Raw genomic sequence first — 17,773 nt, forward strand, 5'->3', positions numbered from 1 at the left:
CGACAGTTGAGCACCTCCACCGCCCTGTACACACTGGGCGTTCGCGCATTGGTCGCCACGTCCGGCATTTGCGCTTCACCCATCGGGGGTCTGTGGAATGTTCGACGCGATTGTCGTCGGCGCGCGCTGTGCCGGTGCGTCCGCCGCGCTGCTGCTCGCCAGAGCCGGCCGGAAGGTCTTGCTGATTGACAGGTCGGAGTTCCCCTCCGACACGATGTCGACGCTCTACCTCCACCAGCCGGGCGTCGCGAGGCTCGCCCGCTGGGGCCTGTTGCCCGCCGTCGCGGCGTCGGGCTGCCCGAAACTCGACCGGGTCACCTACCAGGTGCGGGATGTGCGGCTGCAGGGCGCGGCCGCGGTGCTGGGCGACGTCGACGGGACGTACGCCCCGCGCAGGGCGGTGCTCGACAAGATCGTCGCCGACGCCGCGGTGGCGGCGGGTGCCGAGTTCCGCGACGCCACGAGGCTGGTGCGGCTCACCGGGGACGACCGGGTCGACGGCGTGGTGCTGCGCGACCGCGCCGGCGGGGAGGTCGTGGAGAAGGCTCACGTCGTGATCGGCGCAGATGGGATGCGGTCGACGGTCGCACGGTTGGCCTGCGCTCCGCCCGTCCGGTCGGATCCGCTCGCGACCTGCGTGTACTACAGCTTCTGGCAGGGCCTTCCCGCGCACTTCGAGTTCCACGAGCGGACCGGCGGCTGGGTCGCCGTGATCCCCACCAACGACGGCCTCACCATCATCGCCACCTACCTCCCGCAGGACAGGTTCGCCACGATCAGGGCGGATCCGCTGGCAGGCCACCTGGACGCCGTCCGCACGACCGCGCCCGGCGTGTTCGACCGGGCGATGGCGGCGGAACGGGTCGACCGCCTGCACGGCACCGGGGACCAGCGGAACTTCTTCCGGCAGGCGTGGGGACCAGGCTGGGCGCTGATCGGTGACGCGGGCCACCACAAGGACAGCATCACCGCACGCGGGATCACCGACGCCATGCTCCAGGCCGAGCTGCTGGCGGACTCGATCGCACCCTGCCTGGACGACCCCGTCCGCCTGGACGCGGCCGCGCAGGAGTTCGGCGTGGCGCGCGACAAGACGCTCGTGGAGGTCTACCGCAGCACGCTCGCGACCGCGCGGCTGGAGGTCGGACCCGCCCGGCTCGCCATGCTGCGGGCCATCAGCACGTCACCCGATCTCACCAGCCGCTACTTCGGCGTGATCGCCGGGATGAACTCGATGGACGACTTGATCACCCCGGACCTGCTGGCCCGGCTGTGACACCGCGGACGACGCCCATCACCCCCGATCTGGAGGACGAATGAAGTTCACCGAGCTCGCCCACGTCATCGGCCGTGGCGACGGCGGCGACTCCGTCGACCCCTATCCCACCCTCGCCTGGCTGCGCTCCACGGCACCGATCACGAAGGTGCCGGGACCGGACGGTGGACCACAGGTCTGGTTCGTCACCTCCTACGAACTCGCCAGGGAGTGCCTGTCCCACCCGCTGCTCAGCTTCGACCCGCGCAACGCGGGCAAGGCCGACGGCACCGCCCCGCACAACGGGTACCTCTTCGCGCGGGACGCGCCCGAGCACACCAGGCTGCGCGGGCTCGTGAACGCGGAGTTCAGCCCGGGAGCAGTGGAGCGCCAACGCCCGTCGGTCCTCGCCGCCTGCCACCGCAAGATCGACGAGTTCGCGCACCGGGGTGAGGCCGACCTGCTGGAGGACTACACCTGGCAGATCCCCGAGACCGTCATCTCGGACATGCTCGGCATCCCGGAGGACCGGCGGCTCCCCCACGGGCGCGGCACCGAGCTGACCGTGCTCGTCGGCATGCTGGAGCAGGGCACCGGCGGCCCCCGCACCACCGAGCTGCGGACGTTCATCAGCGACGTCATCGAGGCGAAGAGGCACGACCGGGGCGAGGACCTGATCAGCTCGCTGCTCGACGCCCTCGACGGCGGCGGGTTCGCCGACGAGGCCGAACTGGACGACATGGTCTACCTGCTCTACACGACGGGGCAGATCGCGACCGCGCCGATGATCGCGTCGACGTTCATCCACGTGCTGCGCGAACCGGAACGGATCCCGTGGCTGCTCGAAGAACCCCGGCGGTGGCGCGCAGTCGTCGACGAGGCGCTGCGCCACGACAGTTCCGTCCAGACCACGATGCCGCGCTACGCGCTGGCAGACCTGGAGATCGGCGGCGAGCGCATCCGCACGGGCGAGGGCGTCGTCGTGTCGCTCGCGGCGGCGAACAGGGATCCCGGCAAGTTCGCGGGAACCGGCGAGTTCAGCTTCGACCGAGGGGGCAGGAACCAGCACCTCGGCTACGGGCACGGGCCGCACTTCTGCGCGGGCGCGCCGCTCGCCAGGCTGGAGGCGGAGGTGGCGGTGGACGCGCTGCTGCGCAGGCTGCCGTCGACGCGGCTGGCCGCCGGCCGGGAGGAGATCCTCTGGGCCGCCGGCCCCCTGCTGCGCAGCGCTCACTCCGTGCCGGTCACGTTCGACCCGGAGGGGTGAACGCTCAGGCCACGCCAGGCGCCGGCTCCGCGGAGTCCGGCACCACCTCGTCGAGCAGCGGCACCAGGGCCAGCCCGGCCAGTGCTCCACCCGCCGTGACCACGACGGCGACCACGACGGCGGTGGTCAGCGAGAACACGTCCGCGAGCAACGGACCCGTCAGCGCGCCGACCAGGGTGGCCAAGGCCTCCGCCGAGAGGAAGACGGCGGTGATCCGGCCGAGCGCCTCGTTCGGCACGTTGCGCTGGAGCGCCGTCTGCGGGGTCACCAGCGTCATCGAACCGAACACGCCGATGGCGACACCGGCGGGCAGCGCGACGAACAACGAGGTCGAGCCGAAGAGCACGAAGAACGCCACGGCTGTCGCCAGCTGGCTCGCCGCGAGCAGGTAGCGCGGCTGCACCCGGTCGACCAGCCTGCGGATGGCCATGGCGCCGAGCAGGAAGCCGACGCCGAGCGCCGACACCACGAACCCGATCTGCTCGCTGCCGCCGAGCCGCTCGATGCCGAACGGCACGAGCAGGGCGCTGAGCGAGGCGTTGGCCGCCAGGAACACCGCGGTCAGCGGCAGCAGGACCACCGCGATGGGCAGCCCGCGCAGCACCTTCCACCCGGCGGCGAGGTCCGTGAACACCTGCCGCACCGTCGACAGGCGCTCGGCGGCGGGGCCGCCGAGCCGGCTCGTCAGCGCGATGAAGAGCGCCGACACGAGGTAGCTCGCGACGTCGATCCAGATGAGCGTCTGGAAGCTGGTGAGGGTCAGGATCGCGGCGCCGAGCGGCGGCGCGACGAGGCGGACCGTGCCGTCGGTGAACGCGTTCAGCGAGTTCGCGCTGCTCAGCCCTCCGCCCTTGCCCACGACGATCGGGATGTGCGCCTGCGCGGCCGGCCGGAACAGCACCGCGCCGGTGCTCTCCGCGATGAGCGCGACGTAGATCAGCCAGAGCGACTGCTCGGCGGTGGCGAAGAGCATCAGCGTGACCGCGACGGCGCGGAACAGATCCGCGGTGATCATCACCTTCCTGCGGTCCCACCGGTCGGTCAGCACGCCCGCGATCGGACCGAGCAGCAGGCCGGGGAGGTACTCGGCGACCAGGGTGAGACCGGTGGCGAGCAGCGAGCCCGTGATGGTGTACACGTGTGCCGGAATCGCGATCACCAGCAGCCACGAGCCCATCAGGCTCACCGTCCGCCCGCTCCACAACAACCGGTAGTCGCGGATCTTCAGTGCCTCGAGCACCGCTGCCTCCCCCGAAGTAGTCTTGCTAGAATAAGAGCGCCGAGCAGAATGTCCTGTCAAGATAGGAGCGTCCGTGCCGAAGGAGCCCATCGGGCCGAGACTCCGCGCACTGCGACAGGCCTCCGGCCGGACCGTGGCCTCGGTCGCCGCCGACGCCGGGTTGTCCGTGCCCTACATCGCGAACCTGGAGAACAGCAGGGGAAACCCGACCACCAGCGCGCTGAGCAGGCTCGCCGCCGCGCTCGGCACCGAGCTCTCGATCGAGTTCACGGCCGCGGGCGAGACGACGAGTACGACGACCACCCCGGCACCCCAGAGCGTGGTCAGGCTCAGCAGGACGCGCCGGTTCCGGGAGACCGTCCGCGCCCTCGCCGAGGCCTCCGGCCAGGACCCCGCCGACGTCTCTGGCCGGCTCATCACCGCGTTCAGCGTGATCGCCGAGGCGATGGGCCGGGAACCGGGCGAAGCCGACTGGTGGAGGGTGCTCGACGCTCTCCTCCTCGTCGCCGAACACCCGGCCTGAAAGGGTGTCCCGCCGGCGGGACACCGTCCTCGACAATCGCAACGAAAACACCGCGACAAAACACGAGTTTGATTGCGCGGCACATCCCCGGTGCTGGATGGTGGAGGACGCAAAAGGCACCTCTTGATCGGGGATGATGAGTGTGACCCAGCCGGTGGAGCGGGTTCACGACCTGGTCGGCGTGGGATTCGGACCGTCCAATCTCGCGCTGGCGATCGCCGTGACCGAGCACAACAGAACGGCACCAGCCGGCCGCCGGCTGAGCGCGGCGTTCATCGAACGCCAGGAATCTTTCGGCTGGCACCGCGGAATGCTCATCGACGGCGCCACGATGCAGATCTCCTTCTTGAAGGACCTGGCCACTCCGCGAAACCCCACCAGCGGGTTCAGCTTCGTCTCCTACCTCCACGACAAAGGCCGGCTGGTCGACTTCACGAACCACCAATGCCTTTTCCCGTCCCGCGTGGAGTTCCACGACTACCTGGAGTGGTGCGCGGCGCGTTTCGCGGACGACGTCGCCTACGGCCACGAGGTGACCGAGATCCGCGCGGCCCACGACGGCGCCGGTTCCGACGTCACCGAGCTCGAGGTCAGGACGACTCCGCGCCGCGGCAGCGCACCGGCCGGGACGTGGCGCGCCAGGAACCTCGTGCTGGCCACCGGCCTGCGCCCGCACCTCCCGGCGGGAGCCGTCGCGTCGGACCGCGTGTGGCACAACGAGCAGCTGGTGCGGCGGGCGGCGGGCATCTCCCCCGACAGCTCACCGAGGTTCATGGTGGTCGGCGCCGGCCAGAGCGCGGCGGAGACGCTGGAGTACCTCCACCGCCGTTTCCCGCGGTCCCCGATCTACTCCGTGTTCGCGAAGTACGGGTTCACCCCCGCGGACGACAGCCCGTTCGTCAACGGGATCTTCGACCCCGGTGCGGTGCCGACCTTCTTCAACGCTTCGCGCGCGGTGAAGGAGGCGGTCGTCGCGCATCACCGGAACACCAACTACTCGGTGGCCGACACGGAGCTCATCGAGGAGTTGTACCGCCGCAGCTACCAGGAGAGGGTGCTCGGCGAGGAGCGGCTGCGGTTCCTGAACCTCTCCCGCGTCCTGCGGGTCGAGGAGACCGGGGAGCACCTGGTCGTCTCGACCGAGTTCCTGCCGACCGGCGAGGTGCGGGAGGACGAGGTCGACGTGCTCGTCTACGCCACAGGCTATCGACCGGCCGACCCGCTGCCACTGCTCGGTTCCCTCGCCGCCCAGTGCAAGAGGGACGCCGAGGACCGCGTGCAGGTGGACCTGGACTACCGCGTGTCCACCACCGGCAGCGTGACGTGCGGCATCTACCTGCAAGGACCCACCGAACACACGCACGGCCTGTCCTCGACGCTGCTGTCGAACACCGCCGTCCGCGCGGGAGCGATCGTCGAGTCGATCGCGGCGCACCGCTGACCAGGACCCAGGAGACGTCCCATGTACACACCGGAGGAATACCGCGCTCCCGACCCGTCGTGGACCGCGGAGCTCGTCGCGGGCAACCCTCTCGCGCTGCTGTGCTCCAACGCGGGCGCGACACCGCACGCGACCCACCTGCCGGCGATCGTCCTCGGCGACGCGGACGCGGTCGAACCCGGTGTGGTCCTGGCGGGGCACCTCAACCGCGCCAACCCCCACTGGAGCGCACTGAGGACGGGCGACGAGGCGCTGCTCGTGTTCACCGGCCCGCACGGCTACGTGTCCCCCACCGTCTACGACAACGACCCGGCCGCACCGACCTGGGACTTCACCGCCGTGCACGTCCGCGGCGTCCTGCGGGTCGTCGAGGACAGCAGGGGGACGATCGACGTCATCCGCGCCACGGTCCGCGCGCTGGAGTCGCGCTTCGGGTGCGACTGGGACATGTCCGGTTCACACGGGTACTTCAACGAGCTCCTCCCCGGCGTCGGCGCGTTCGAGGTGGAGGTGACCGGCGTGCAGAGCATGTTCAAGCTGAGCCAGGAACAGCCGGACGAGCTGCGCAGGCGGGTGCGCCGGTGTTTCGCGGCGAGCACCGCCGGCCAGCACCGGCAGCTCGCGGAGCTGATCGGACGCGTGCCCGCGGCGGAGCGGGCAGCGACGCCGTGACGGCGGCCGCCGACGCGCTCGACCGGTGGTGATCCTGCCGGATTGGCCAGGATCTCGCGAGATGATCGATTCTGTGCGGGTGAACGTGGAACTCAGGACGTGGGACGCCTCGGACGCCGCCTGGTACGCCGAAGCGACCAAGGACCCAGAGGTGCAGCGCTACACGACGGAGTCGCCCGACCTGACGGAGGAGCAGGTCGCCGCGGCGATCGCCGCGCTGCCCGGCAACCAGGGCACCGACTCGTTCATCGTGGTGGACGGCGACACCGGCGAGCGGTACGGCAACGTCGCGGTCGACTTCATCGACGGCGTCGGCCACATGTCCTACCTGATGGCGCCCCGGGCACGGGGCCGCGGGGTGGCCGGCACCGCGCTCACCCAGTTCGTGGCGTGGATCTTCGCGAACAGGGCGGTGCGCGAGCTGAGGTTGTGGACGCACAGCGACAACGTGCCGTCGCGCAAGGTCGCCGAGCGGGCCGGATTCGTCCGGGACGCGGCGCAGGACAAGGACCGTGAGATCAAGGGCGCGGTGTGGCGGACCGTCGCTTATCGCCTCGTCCGCGACTGACGAACCGGGCGAACGCGCGGATGCCCTCCGCCCCGGTGCGGGGTGGAGGGCATCCGGGTGTCGTGCTCCGGGTCACGGTCGGTCGAGCGCGTCGGCCGCGGCCTGGTTCAGGGTCGTCACGATCCACTGCCGCAGCTCGGTGTCGGCCGAGTCGGCCGCCCTGGTCCACAGCGCGGCGCTCGCCTGGTCGACCCGCAGGGCGGGGATCGTGGAGACCCCGCCGGCCGCACCCTCGGTCTCGCGGACGTCGCGCAGTTGTCTGCGCAGCTGGTTGCGCGACCAGCCGTGCTCCTCCGCGCGGTCCAGCCACCCGTCCTGCTCCCGCGGTTCCAGCGAGGCGAGCTCCGCGTGGTGCTGGAAGCTCAACGCGTCGCGGCGACGCGACAGCTCGAACTTCCGCGCCACCCACGCGTAGTTGCGCAACGTCTGGTAGTCGAGCCCGGCCTTGTCGATCGCGCGCCGGTACCTGTCGTCGTACTTGTTCTGGCCGAACACCAACCAGTCGCCGAGGCACCACGCCGACGAGTCGACGATCCGGAACAGCTTCGGCCCGGCGTCCTCCCAGGCCTCGAACGACAGACCGTCCGGCAGGCGCAACCCCACCCTCGTGGTCAGGATCTGGTCACGCCGACCCGGCAGGACGCGCGGTCCCGCTTTGAGCACATGCTTTTCCGAGGTGGTCACATCGTCCCCCATGGACATCTCACCGTCAGCTCATCTCAGGCGCACCGACACGACGGCGCGCCGATCCACTCCGTCTTCGACAACCCGCACACCCCCTTGTGATCGTTCGAGTCGAATACTGGGCGCGCGCGATGACAGCCCGATGACGGACCGCTGACGCCGTTTGGCACCGGCCGGTCTATACAGTGGCTCGATCGCCAGGACCTGATCACCAGGGCTGATCACGAAGCCGGGAGTTCGACCACGCTCCCGGCCGGTACCGGGCGTGTCCGCATCGCGAGGGGAGATCGTGCGTGGCACTCAGGATCCGGGGCATCGCACTGCCGGGACGCGAGGAAGTCGTGCTGCAGATCGAAGGCGATCGGCTGCGGACGGCGGCCGGCGACGACGGCGAGCACGTGATCGACGGCGGCTGGCTGGTTCCCGGCCTGGTCGACGTGCACTCGCACCCCGGCACGGACAAACCGGGTGACGAGTTCGACCTGGCGCTGTTCCGCGAGCACATGCTCCAGCACCGCGCCGCCGGCGTCCTCGCCGTGCGCTCCCCCGGATCCGCCGATCCGCTGTCCCACCGCCGGCACGACGAGCCCGACCTCCCGCGCCTGGTCACCGGTGGCCGCTGGCTCGCGACGCCCGGCAGGTTCTTCGAGGGCTTCGGCCGTGACGTCGAGGAGGACGACCTCGCCGCGGCCGCCGTCGAGGAGGCACGGGCGTCCTCCGGCTGGTGCAAGATCATCGGCGACTGGCTGCCCGGCACACCCCCCGTGCCGCTCGACGCCCTCACCGCCGCGGTGCGGGCCGTGCACGCGATCGGCGGACGCGTCGCCGTGCACTGCCAGACCGCGGAGGGAGCCGAGCACGCGGTCCTGTCCGGCGCGGACAGCCTCGAACACGGAATGCACCTCGACCACGCTCTCCTCCCGCTGATGGCCGAGCGGGGAACGGCACTGGTCCCGACCTTCACCACATTCGCCAAGACCGTCGAGCAGCTCGGCCGGGGCGAACCCGAACACATCCGGGACTGGTTGCGGTCCGGGTGGGACGGCATGGCCGCGACGGCGCTCGCGGCCCACGAGGCCGGCGTCACGGTGCTCGCCGGAACGGACAGCAAACCGTGCGGCGACATCGTGGGCGAGGTGGAGTGGCTGATCCGCGCCGGACTGCCCCCGGAAGTCGCGCTGGGGGCGGCCTCGTGGACCGCGCGCTCCTGGCTGGGACTGCCGGGCCTGACCGACGGCGGATGGGCGGACGTCGTCGCCTACGACGAGGATCCGACCGTGCGACCGGCGGTGCTGCACAGCCCGAGCCGTATCGTCCTGCGTGGACGCGTCGTCCTCTGAGAACGTCTTCTCCTTGTCCCGTCAGGCAAACACGGATCGGCACCATGCGGTAGCGTGGTCGTCCTGGGGCCGGCGTCTGGGGGAGGCGTGGTAGTTGGCAGGTGTTGACGGCGTGCCCGTCTCGTTCGGCGTTCTCGGCACGCTGACCGCGAGCATCGCCGGGACACCCGTGCCGATCGGCGCGCCCAAGATGCGGATCGCGCTGGCGAGCCTGCTGCTGCGGGGTGACCGGCCGCTGTCGGTCGAGGAGCTCGCCGACCGCCTGTGGAACGACGGTTCCCAGCGCAGCCGGAACGCGGCGCAGAGCTACGTCATGAGGCTGCGCAACACGCTCGGCGAGGCGGGGCGCCTCATCCGCACGCACCCGGCCGGCTACGTGATCGAGCTGCCGGAGGAGGCGGTCGACCTCCGCAGGTTCCGCGGCCACGTGGAACGGGCCAAGCAGGCGGGTGCCGGCGGGGATCCGCACACCGAGAGCCAGGAGCTGCGTGCCGCGCTCGCGTTGTGGCGAGGCGCGCCGCTGGCCGACGTCCCGTCGGACTTCCTCCAGCTCTACGAGGTGCCGCGGCTGGAGGAAGAACGGCTGGAGGCGCTCGAGCGCCGGATCGAGGTCGACCTCTCACTGGGTCTGCACGCGGGACTGGTGGCGGAGCTGCAGGGGCTGACCACCGCGCATCCCCTGCGCGAACGCCTGTGGAGCCAGCTGATGCTCGCGCTGGTCCGCACCGAACGCCAGGCCGACGCGCTGGCGGCGTACCGCGAGGTGAGCGATCTGCTGCGCCACGATCTCGGCGTCGACCCCGGTGAACCGCTGCGCACCCTGCAGCGGCAGATCCTCAACGGCGACCTGTCCGCCGCGTCCGTTCCCAAGCCACCGGCCGGTGAGCAGCCGCCCGCTCACCGGGACGTGCCCCGCCAGGTGCCGCCGGACGTGGCCGGGTTCGTGGGACGGCGGGAGCTCCTCCGGCAGATCGACGAGCTCACGGACCCGGCCAGGCCGGACGCGCACGCGGTGCCGATCCTCGTGCTCGCCGGACCACCGGGTGCCGGGAAGACGGCACTGGTCGTCCACGCAGCGCACCGGCTCGCCGCGCGGTTCCCGGACGGGCAGCTGTACCTCGACCTGCGCGGCCACTCCACGAGCCCGCCGGTGACGCCGGCCGACGGGCTGACCAGGCTGCTGCGCGCCACCGGTGTCCCGCCGGAACGGATTCCCGCCGAGATGGACGACCAGAGCGCCCTCCTCCGGTCCGTTCTCGGCGACCGGCGGGTGCTCGTCGTGCTCGACAACGCGGCGAGCCCCGACCAGGTGCGGCCGCTGCTCCCCGGTACGCCGAACTGCGTCGTCCTCGTGACCAGCAGGGACAACCTCAACGGCCTCGTCGCGATCAACGGCGCCCGGCGGCTGCCCGTCGGCATGCTGAGCGAGCAGGAGGCAAGAGACCTCCTGACGACGATGCTGGGCCTCGGCCGCGTCGAAGCCGACCTCACCGCCGCCGACGACCTCGCCGCGGCGTGCGGACACCTGCCGCTCGCGCTCCGCATCGCCGCGGCCAACGTCGACCTCCTCGGTCTGGACGTCGCGGAGCACGTGCGCGAGCTGCGCGACAGCGACCGGCTGGCCGCGATGGCCATCGAAGGCGACGAGCAGGCGGCTGTGTACCTGACGTTCGACCTCTCCTACGGCGTCCTCGAGCCGGAGGTGGCCCGGTGCTTCCGCTTGCTGAGCCTCGTACCGGGACCGGACTTCGACACCTACGCCGCCGCGAACCTCGCCGGTGTCCCGCGTGCCTCCGCCGCGCGCGTGCTCACCCGGCTGGCGACCGCCAACCTGATCCAGGTCAGGTCGAGGGGGCGGTACCACTTCCACGACCTCATCAACGAGTTCGCGCGCACGAAGTGCGAGGCCGAGGACAGCGCGGAAGACCGGCGGCGCGCGCTGACGCGGCTGTTCGGCATGTACCTCGGGACGACGCGGTCCGCGGAGACCCTCGCGCACCGGACGAGCGGGGTGCCGGGCACGGCGGCGGACCCAGGGTGGCCGGCACTGTCCACTCCCGCGCAGGCGCGGCAGTGGCTCCAGGACGAGGCCGCGAACATCACCGCGCTCGTGTGCGACACCTCCGGTGTGAGCGCGACCCTGCCGACCTGGGAACTGGCCAAGGAGCTCAACGCCTACTTCCAGCGGCAGCGGCTCGACGTCATGTGGCGCGCTTCGCTGACCGCGGCGGCCACGGCGGCGGGAGAGCGCGGCGACGTGCCGGCCAGGGCCGAGGTGGAGACCGGTCTGGCGAGGCTCGAGTTCCACCAGTCGCAGCACGCGCTGGCGCGCGCCCACTTCTCCCGCGCCTCCGTCCTCTTCAACGAGGTCGGGGACAGGTCGGGCGAAGCTCGCGCGCTCTCCGGCGTCGGCTCGGTCACCTTCGACGAGGGCGACCACGACTCCGCCACCGGCTACTTCCGCCGGGCCGCCGCCCTGTTCGAGCAGGCGGGCGACTCCGCGGGCCTGGTCACCGCGCTGCACAACCTCGGCGTCGCACTGATGACGACGGGCAGGAACGCGGAGGCGGTCGACCGGTACGAGGCGGCCAGGAAGCTGACCGGTTCACCCGACCTGAAGCCGATGGACGCGCGGCTGCTCTCCAGCATCGGCATCACCGACCTGTGGCGAGGCCGGCTGTCCGACGCTCTCCCGAAGTTGCAGGACGCGCTCGCGACGATGCAGGAGCTCGGCTACCCGCAGTACGCGAGCGAGGTCCTGCGGGGCATCGCCGAGGTGCACCTGGAGGCGGATCGGTTCGAGCAGGCGGACGAGATCGGCAGGCAGGCGCTCGAGATCGCGGAGGGCGTGAAGTCGCCGTGGCTCGTCATCGGGCTGAACGGCCTGCTCGGCCACATCGCGCTGCGCCTGGACGACCTGGACCGGGCCTTCTCACTCCTCTCGGCCGCTCAGGCGCACACCGACGACCGGGTGCGCCACTGGCGCTCCCTGGTGGCCCGTGGGCTGGCCGCCCACCACCGTCGTCGTGGCGACCTGGCGGCCGCGGTGGACCTGGTGTCGCCGGGGCTGGCCGACAAGCGTCCCCGCGAACGGGAGCGCGCCCACCTCGAACTGGCCGAGGTCCTCGCGGCCCGCGGAGATCTCGTCACCGCCTCGCACGAAGCAGTCCGGTCGGCGGAGCTGGCCCAGGCCCACGGCTACCTCCTGGACGCGGCCAGGGCGCTGACCACGGCGGCCGCCCTCCGGGCGTCGCTGGGTGACGACGAGGCCGCACTGACTCTGAGGGCCAGGGCGGAACACCACCTGGCCGAAACGCGTGCCGACGATCCAGACAGGACGGAACCCACTCATGTCCATCGACCGTGACGAGCAGGCCACCCACTTCGACGTGCTCGTCGTCGGGGCGGGGGCGGCCGGTCTGGCCGCGGCCGCACTGCTGGGACGCTGCAAGCGGAAGGTGGCGGTGATCGGACCGGCCGACCGGGCCAACTCCGCCGCGGAGGCGGTGCACAACCTGCCGTTCGCTGAAGGCGTCACGCCGGAGAACCTCTACGCCACGATGGAGGCGGAGCTGGCCGGCCTCGGCGTCGTCGTCCTGCGGCAGGAGGTGGAGGAGGTCCGGATCGACGAGGACCTGCGACAGGTCCACGTGGTCACCGCCGCCGGGCGGCTCACCGGAGCGCGACTGCTCCTCGCCACCGGACTTGACCACGAACTGCCGTCGTGGGTGCCGGCCGAGGCGTGGGGACGGTCGATCTTCACGTGCCCGTTCTGCCACGCGAGCGAGCACCACGGTGAAGCCTTCGTGTTCGTCGGAGCGGACGCGCAGGCCGTCCACACCGCTCTGCTGTGCGTGGCGCACGCCCGCACTCTCACGGTCGTCGTCGCGGATCCCGCCGCGGCCGAGTCGCCGGAAGCCGACCACATCCGGTCGACCGGCGGCGACGTCGTCGTCGACACCGTTTCCGCCGCACAGGTGCTTCCCACCGGTGAGGTCGAACTGACGACCGCGGGTGGCAACCGGGTCGTGGCGGGAGCCGTCGTGCTCCTCGGCGTCGTCCGGGCCCGCAAGACGCTCACCGAGATGCTGGGTCTGCCGCCGTCGTGGACGGGCCTTCCCGAGGTCGACCGCGAGGGACGCAGCGAGCACCCGCTGGTCTGGATCGCCGGCACCGCCGCAATGCCGTACTACCTGCTGGTCGAGTCCATGGGCAGCGGCATTCGCGCCGGCATCTCCATCCACAGGGACCTGACCACCGAGCTCGTCGGATGACGCTCAGGCACCGGGGTGGACCCTGGCCAGGTCGAGGGACACTCCGGGCACGACCACCTTCACCACCGCGATCTCGTCGATCGTCGAGAGGTCCACGAGCAGCGGTTCCGCCCCGGTCACGCTCGCGACGACGGACGAGATCCGGTCCAGTTCCGCCCGCACGCCCGTGAACGTCCTCCTGGGCGCGTCGGGTAGGTCCTGCCAGGCCACCAGGGCGGCCGGCCGCGGCGGTTCCTCGTTCCCGGCCCGAACGGCGTCGTAGATCGCCGGCAGGTCGTCGCGAGTGCCGGCGATGCCGCTCAGCCTGCTCTGCGCCGCCTCGGTGATCGCCCTGGACAACGCGACCTCCGGTGCGGGATGAGCACCCCACCCCAGGCTCATCACGGGGAAGTCCGCGCTCCAGACGCGGGCGCCGAAGCACGGGACCCCGAACCTGCTCGGCAGGTGGCTGAGGTCGATGCGCGCATCGGCGGCCCGCACCTTCGCGATCAACCGCGAGCACAGCTCGTCCTCGACGGTGCCGGGATCGACGAAGGCCAGCTCGCCGGGTTCGCCGTTCCTGCTGATCGCGTCCCGTTCGACGACCTCGAGGAGCGCGTGGAGCGCGGCCTCCCGCACCGAGTTGCCGGAGGCGAGACCGTTGGTGCTCCACTCCAGGCCGCGGGGGCGCCACCCGCGATCGGTGGACCAGCGCACGAGCTCGTCCGGCACGGGAACGGTCAGCCCGCTGATCATGCCCGTGGCGCTCACCCAGTCGAGTGGCGTCAGGTCGCCCACCAGCCCTCCGGTGGCGGTCACCAGGTCCTCGACCCGGTACGGCAGACCGAGGGCGCGGGCCGGCGTCCTGACGTGGCAGCTGCCGAACGGGACGTGCTCCGCGTGCCAGAGCTCGATCGACTCCATGGCGGCCGAGACGCGGGCGAGCAGCAACGTCTGCCCCTTGCCCTGCGACACGCTGAGGCTCTTCGCGCGCGGCCGCACCGCCATCGTGACCGGGATGCCGAGCGTGTCGAGCCCGGTCACGTCCGCCACGCGGGTGATGCCGAAGTCCCGCAGCAGCGGTTCGACGATCCGCCACGTGTCCTCCGGCAACCGGACCCGGTGGGTGCCGTCGAGGAACACCTTCTCGTCTCCGGCTTCTCGCGCGCTCACACCACCTGCTCTCCCGTGGTGGCCCCGACCACCGCGCCGAAGTGCGCACGCAGGTAGAACGGCCGCACCGCGCGGACGGCGTCGTCCAGCGAGATCAGCCCCCGGTCGCGGGCCGCGGCGAGCAACTCCTCGCGATCGGGCGACACCCCCCAGACGCCGGCGAGGTGCCCGCGCAGGACCTGGGGTTTCAGGTGGTCGATGCCGTGGGCGACGCCCCAGGTCGCGACCTGCCGGTTGATCAGGACCGCCTCGGCGACCGCCTGTCGCGCGCCGGCGTCGTCCACCAGGCCGGGACAGGCCGTCATCAGGTCGTGGACGGGACTCGGTGACCGGTAGGACCTGCGGAGCACCTTGAGCAGCTGGTCGTGTTCGCCGGCCGCCGACCGCTCCCCCGTCGTCATCCACTCCGCCCGCTGCTCCGCGGTGAGCGCCTCGCCGGTCAGTCCGCTCGCCGCCGCGACCGCGATCGCCCGGTCCCGCAGGGGCGCCGCCGGGTCGCCGGTCGTCGCTGACTCCGCGATCCGCTCCAGAGCGTGCTCCTCCCACCGTCGAGGGAAGTCCGCCAGGTAGATCTGCTGGTACCGCACGACATCGCGGTCGCTGACCAGGACTCCGTGGACCTCGGCGCCCGACCAGGCCGCACGCCACTCGCGGAGGTAGGCGTTCTCCGGCTCACCGCCGCTGTCCCGGCTCGCTCGGGCACCGGCCACCAGCTCGTCCAGGCGGCGCAGGGTGTCCCGCGCGTCCGCGGCCTTGACGTCCAGCTCGGTTCCGCGGGTCGCCCTGAACGTCTCCAACCGAGCGAACACGGAACCCGACTCGGGTGCGTCACGAGCCATCACCGCACCCAGCGCACGCCAACTCCTTGCGGTGTAAGGCAACCGCCGTGCGAACGCGACGACAGCCTCTCCGTCCGACGACGAGACATGACCGTCGCGGACGGCGCACGCCACCACGTGCCGGATGGTGACCAGCGGCTCGCTCAGCTTGCGGTACTCGGGTGCCGGCGTGTGCGCGACTGCGACTTCGTCGTCCGCGTCCACCACGCCGTCGCGGAACATCTCGTACACCCGGCCGTTGCCGACCATGCCGTACATGTCGAGCTCCGCCGCGCGCAGTGCGCCCATGCTGGAGCAGCCCACCACGCTCACCCCGGAGTCGAGCAGGGCCAGGATCTCCTTGTGACGAACGGCTGCCGCCTGGTGGTAGTAGCCGTCGACGATCACCACGACGTCACCGGGGAGGAACGGGATGCGCAGCAGGTCGCCGTGCGCCACCGGAGGATGCACCACGGCACGGCGCACCAACTCCCGCGCCGCCGCGCCCGTGAGTGTGGGTCCGGTGAACACGTGCACTGTCACCGCCAGGCCGACCGCCCCGGACAAGAGAAGCGGCGTACCGCCCCGCGGCACACCGCTTCCTCCATCCCGACGAGGCCGGGAGTCACGACCAGCAGCTCAGAGTCCGGGCACGCTCGTGGAGCAGCACGCCAGCTCGCCGGTCGGCTTCGAATCGAAGACCTCGGTCAGGTTCGCCTGTTCACGAAGAGCGTCGATCTTCTCGAGCAGTTCGTCCACGATTTACCATCCCCCGTAGGCAGTTGTCCCCGCTGTACCTGCGCAAACCCGAGTCTAGCATTGTTTCTCACTCCCGCGGCCGCGCCGACGCATTCTCATGTTCATTAACATGGAAATGGAAGTCCTGACCCCCGGAACCATGCCGGAGCCATTCCGTGGCAGAGTTGTCACCGGACCATCGGGGCGCACTGATCGAGACCCTGGAACGTCACCGTCGTGCACATTGGGGGCGAACACGACCGTGGAAGCAGGGCGCGGCACCACCTCGCGGCAGGACAGCCTCCTGCACCACCACGACTTCCGGCTGTTCTGGCTGGGGCAGACCGTCGGCCGGTTCGGCAGCAGCGTGTCGACGGTGGCCGTTCCACTGGTCGCCGTGTCCACTTTGGACGCTGCGCCGCTGCTGCTGGGCCTCCTCCACGCCGCGGCGTGGCTGCCGTGGTTGGTCATCGGCCTGCCCGCGGGGGCCTGGGTGGACAGGTGGCCGCGCCGGCCGGTGATGCTGACGGCCAACGCGATCGCGATGCTGTGCCTGCTCAGCATCCCGCTGGCCGCGGTCCTCTCCCGGCTCACGACCGCGCACCTGCTCACCGCGATCCTGCTCGTCGGCACCACGACCGTCTTCTTCGAGACGGCGGGCGGCGCCTACCTGCCGTCGCTGGTCGACAAGGACCGGCGGCAGGAGGCCAACGCCAAGCTCCAGGGCACGACGGCGGCGGCGCAGGTCGTGGGTCCCGGCGCCGGTGGCCTCATCGCGCAGCTCTTCAGCCCGGTCACCGGCATTCTCGCCGACGTCGTCGGCTATGCGACTTCTTTCCTCTGTCTCGCGCGAATAGACCATCGCGAGAACGTCACGCCAAAGGCCGCCACAGAAGATCGCTCGCTGTATCGCGAAATAATGAGCGGAAAGCGATTTGTGGTGTCGGATCCTTATCTGCGCGTGTTCACGGCGTACAGCGCGGTCTGCAACCTGGCGACCGCCGGACTGGCCTCGATGTTCGTCGCCTTCCTCGTTCGCGAAGCAGGCGTCCCCATCGGCATCACCGGCGTGGTCCTCGCCGCCACGAGCATCGGCGGCGTGCTGGGAGCGGTGGTCGCCGGCAGGGTGACGAGGCGGTTCGGAACAGCCCACGGCATGCTCGTGTGCGTCATGACGACGATGCCGTTCGGGCTGCTGATGCCGTTGGCCGCCAACGGCCCGTCGCTGTCGCTGGCCGTCATCGGCGGCCTGATGGTCAACGCGGGCGTCATCAGCGGCAGCGTGATCAGGAGCAGCTTCCGGCAGAACTACACCCCTGCCGAACTGATGGGCCGGGTGACGGTCACCATGCAGTTCCTCAACTACGGCGCGATCCCGCTCGGCGCGTTGACCGCGGGCGCGCTCGCCACGTCGTCGGGCATCCGGACCACGATGTGGGTCATGACCACCCTGCTAGCCCTGTCAGCGCTGATCCTGCTGATCGGTCCCGCGAAGAGTGCACGGGACCTCCCCGACCACCCACGAGCCGTTCAACCGTAGAGCTACTCGCGCAGCATTGAGCCCTTTCATCCTGGTCTGGATGTGTTGGCGGGTAAGGAACTTCCGCTGTGACTAGTTGACGCAGGCGCGGCGTGTCGAACCCTGGGCACGGCGAAGCCCCTGGTAACAGAGCCATCGACCAAGACCGCTCCGCACCACCAGGGGCTTCACATGTTGTTGTATCGCGCCGCGTTGCCGTGTCACATCGGACCCTGAGATTCGTGTCCGGCCTGATCCGCACGCTGTGCGTGCCGAAAATTA

The 17,773-nt window shown here is 70.9% G+C and carries 14 protein-coding genes; 10 read left to right on the plus strand and 4 right to left on the minus strand.

Features of this window, described 5'->3' with window-relative positions; genetic code table 11:
- Positions 1-97 precede the first annotated feature (97 nt).
- Together ACFWV3_RS03895 and ACFWV3_RS03900 are read left to right on the plus strand one after the other, a co-directional pair.
- On the plus strand, positions 98-1,276 hold the full coding sequence (locus tag ACFWV3_RS03895) for an NAD(P)/FAD-dependent oxidoreductase (protein WP_382407919.1): 1,179 nt from the start codon (positions 98-100) through the stop codon (positions 1,274-1,276).
- Positions 1,277-1,316: 40 nt separating this feature from the next.
- Positions 1,317-2,522, plus strand: a complete 1,206-nt coding sequence (locus tag ACFWV3_RS03900; RefSeq protein WP_382407922.1) for a cytochrome P450 — start codon at positions 1,317-1,319, stop codon at positions 2,520-2,522.
- 4 nt (positions 2,523-2,526) lie between these two features.
- On the opposite strand, the gene ACFWV3_RS03905 is transcribed toward ACFWV3_RS03900, so the two are convergent.
- On the minus strand, positions 2,527-3,762 hold the full coding sequence (locus ACFWV3_RS03905; RefSeq protein ID WP_382407924.1) for an MFS transporter: 1,236 nt from the start codon (positions 3,760-3,762) through the stop codon (positions 2,527-2,529).
- Between the two features lie 73 nt (positions 3,763-3,835).
- Here ACFWV3_RS03905 and ACFWV3_RS03910 point away from each other — a divergent pair, with 73 nt between their 5' ends.
- The 4 genes from ACFWV3_RS03910 (at position 3,836) to ACFWV3_RS03925 (ending at position 6,966) form a co-directional block, all read left to right on the plus strand.
- Positions 3,836-4,285, plus strand: a complete 450-nt coding sequence (locus ACFWV3_RS03910) for a helix-turn-helix domain-containing protein (RefSeq protein WP_382407926.1) — start codon at positions 3,836-3,838, stop codon at positions 4,283-4,285.
- A gap of 136 nt (positions 4,286-4,421) precedes the next feature.
- A complete protein-coding gene (locus tag ACFWV3_RS03915) occupies positions 4,422-5,726 on the plus strand; it encodes a lysine N(6)-hydroxylase/L-ornithine N(5)-oxygenase family protein (protein ID WP_382408152.1) in 1,305 nt (434 codons plus the stop codon).
- Positions 5,727-5,747: 21 nt separating this feature from the next.
- The gene (locus ACFWV3_RS03920; RefSeq protein ID WP_382407928.1) at positions 5,748-6,398 is read left to right on the plus strand and encodes an FMN-binding negative transcriptional regulator; all 651 of its coding nucleotides are present in this window, start codon (positions 5,748-5,750) and stop codon (positions 6,396-6,398) included.
- Positions 6,399-6,459: 61 nt separating this feature from the next.
- Positions 6,460-6,966, plus strand: coding sequence for a GNAT family N-acetyltransferase (locus ACFWV3_RS03925; RefSeq protein WP_382407930.1), 507 nt, complete (start codon positions 6,460-6,462; stop codon positions 6,964-6,966).
- A gap of 72 nt (positions 6,967-7,038) precedes the next feature.
- Here ACFWV3_RS03925 and ACFWV3_RS03930 read toward each other — a convergent pair whose 3' ends face one another.
- Positions 7,039-7,662 carry an LmbU family transcriptional regulator gene (locus ACFWV3_RS03930; RefSeq protein WP_382407932.1) on the minus strand — a complete coding sequence of 208 codons (624 nt, stop codon included), beginning with the start codon at positions 7,660-7,662 and terminating at the stop codon, positions 7,039-7,041.
- Positions 7,663-7,943: 281 nt separating this feature from the next.
- On the opposite strand from ACFWV3_RS03930, the gene ACFWV3_RS03935 reads away from it, so the two are divergent.
- The 3 genes from ACFWV3_RS03935 (at position 7,944) to ACFWV3_RS03945 (ending at position 13,264) form a co-directional block, all read left to right on the plus strand.
- Positions 7,944-8,990 (plus strand): amidohydrolase family protein, encoded by a 1,047-nt coding sequence (locus ACFWV3_RS03935; RefSeq protein WP_382407935.1) that lies wholly within the window; start codon positions 7,944-7,946, stop codon positions 8,988-8,990.
- Positions 8,991-9,102: 112 nt separating this feature from the next.
- Complete coding sequence (locus ACFWV3_RS03940; protein ID WP_382407937.1) at positions 9,103-12,357, plus strand: BTAD domain-containing putative transcriptional regulator; 3,255 nt, start codon at positions 9,103-9,105, stop codon at positions 12,355-12,357.
- Complete coding sequence (locus ACFWV3_RS03945) at positions 12,341-13,264, plus strand: FAD-dependent oxidoreductase (protein WP_382407939.1); 924 nt, start codon at positions 12,341-12,343, stop codon at positions 13,262-13,264. The genes ACFWV3_RS03940 and ACFWV3_RS03945 overlap by 17 nt, the downstream gene beginning before the upstream one ends.
- Before the next feature lie 3 nt (positions 13,265-13,267).
- On the opposite strand, the gene ACFWV3_RS03950 is transcribed toward ACFWV3_RS03945, so the two are convergent.
- Both ACFWV3_RS03950 and ACFWV3_RS03955 read right to left on the minus strand, forming a co-directional pair.
- Entirely contained in the window at positions 13,268-14,416 is a 1,149-nt protein-coding gene (locus ACFWV3_RS03950) for a YcaO-like family protein (protein ID WP_382407941.1), read from the minus strand.
- A complete protein-coding gene (locus ACFWV3_RS03955; RefSeq protein WP_382407944.1) occupies positions 14,413-15,801 on the minus strand; it encodes a TfuA-like protein in 1,389 nt (462 codons plus the stop codon). Before ACFWV3_RS03955 ends, ACFWV3_RS03950 begins: the two co-directional genes overlap by 4 nt.
- Positions 15,802-16,234: 433 nt before the next feature.
- On the opposite strand from ACFWV3_RS03955, the gene ACFWV3_RS03960 reads away from it, so the two are divergent.
- A complete protein-coding gene (locus ACFWV3_RS03960) occupies positions 16,235-17,512 on the plus strand; it encodes an MFS transporter (RefSeq protein ID WP_382407946.1) in 1,278 nt (425 codons plus the stop codon).
- The last annotated feature ends 261 nt before the right edge of the window (positions 17,513-17,773 follow it).

Origin of the sequence: Lentzea sp. NPDC059081, from assembly GCF_042738015.1 — a bacterium.
GTDB lineage: Bacteria > Actinomycetota > Actinomycetes > Mycobacteriales > Pseudonocardiaceae > Lentzea.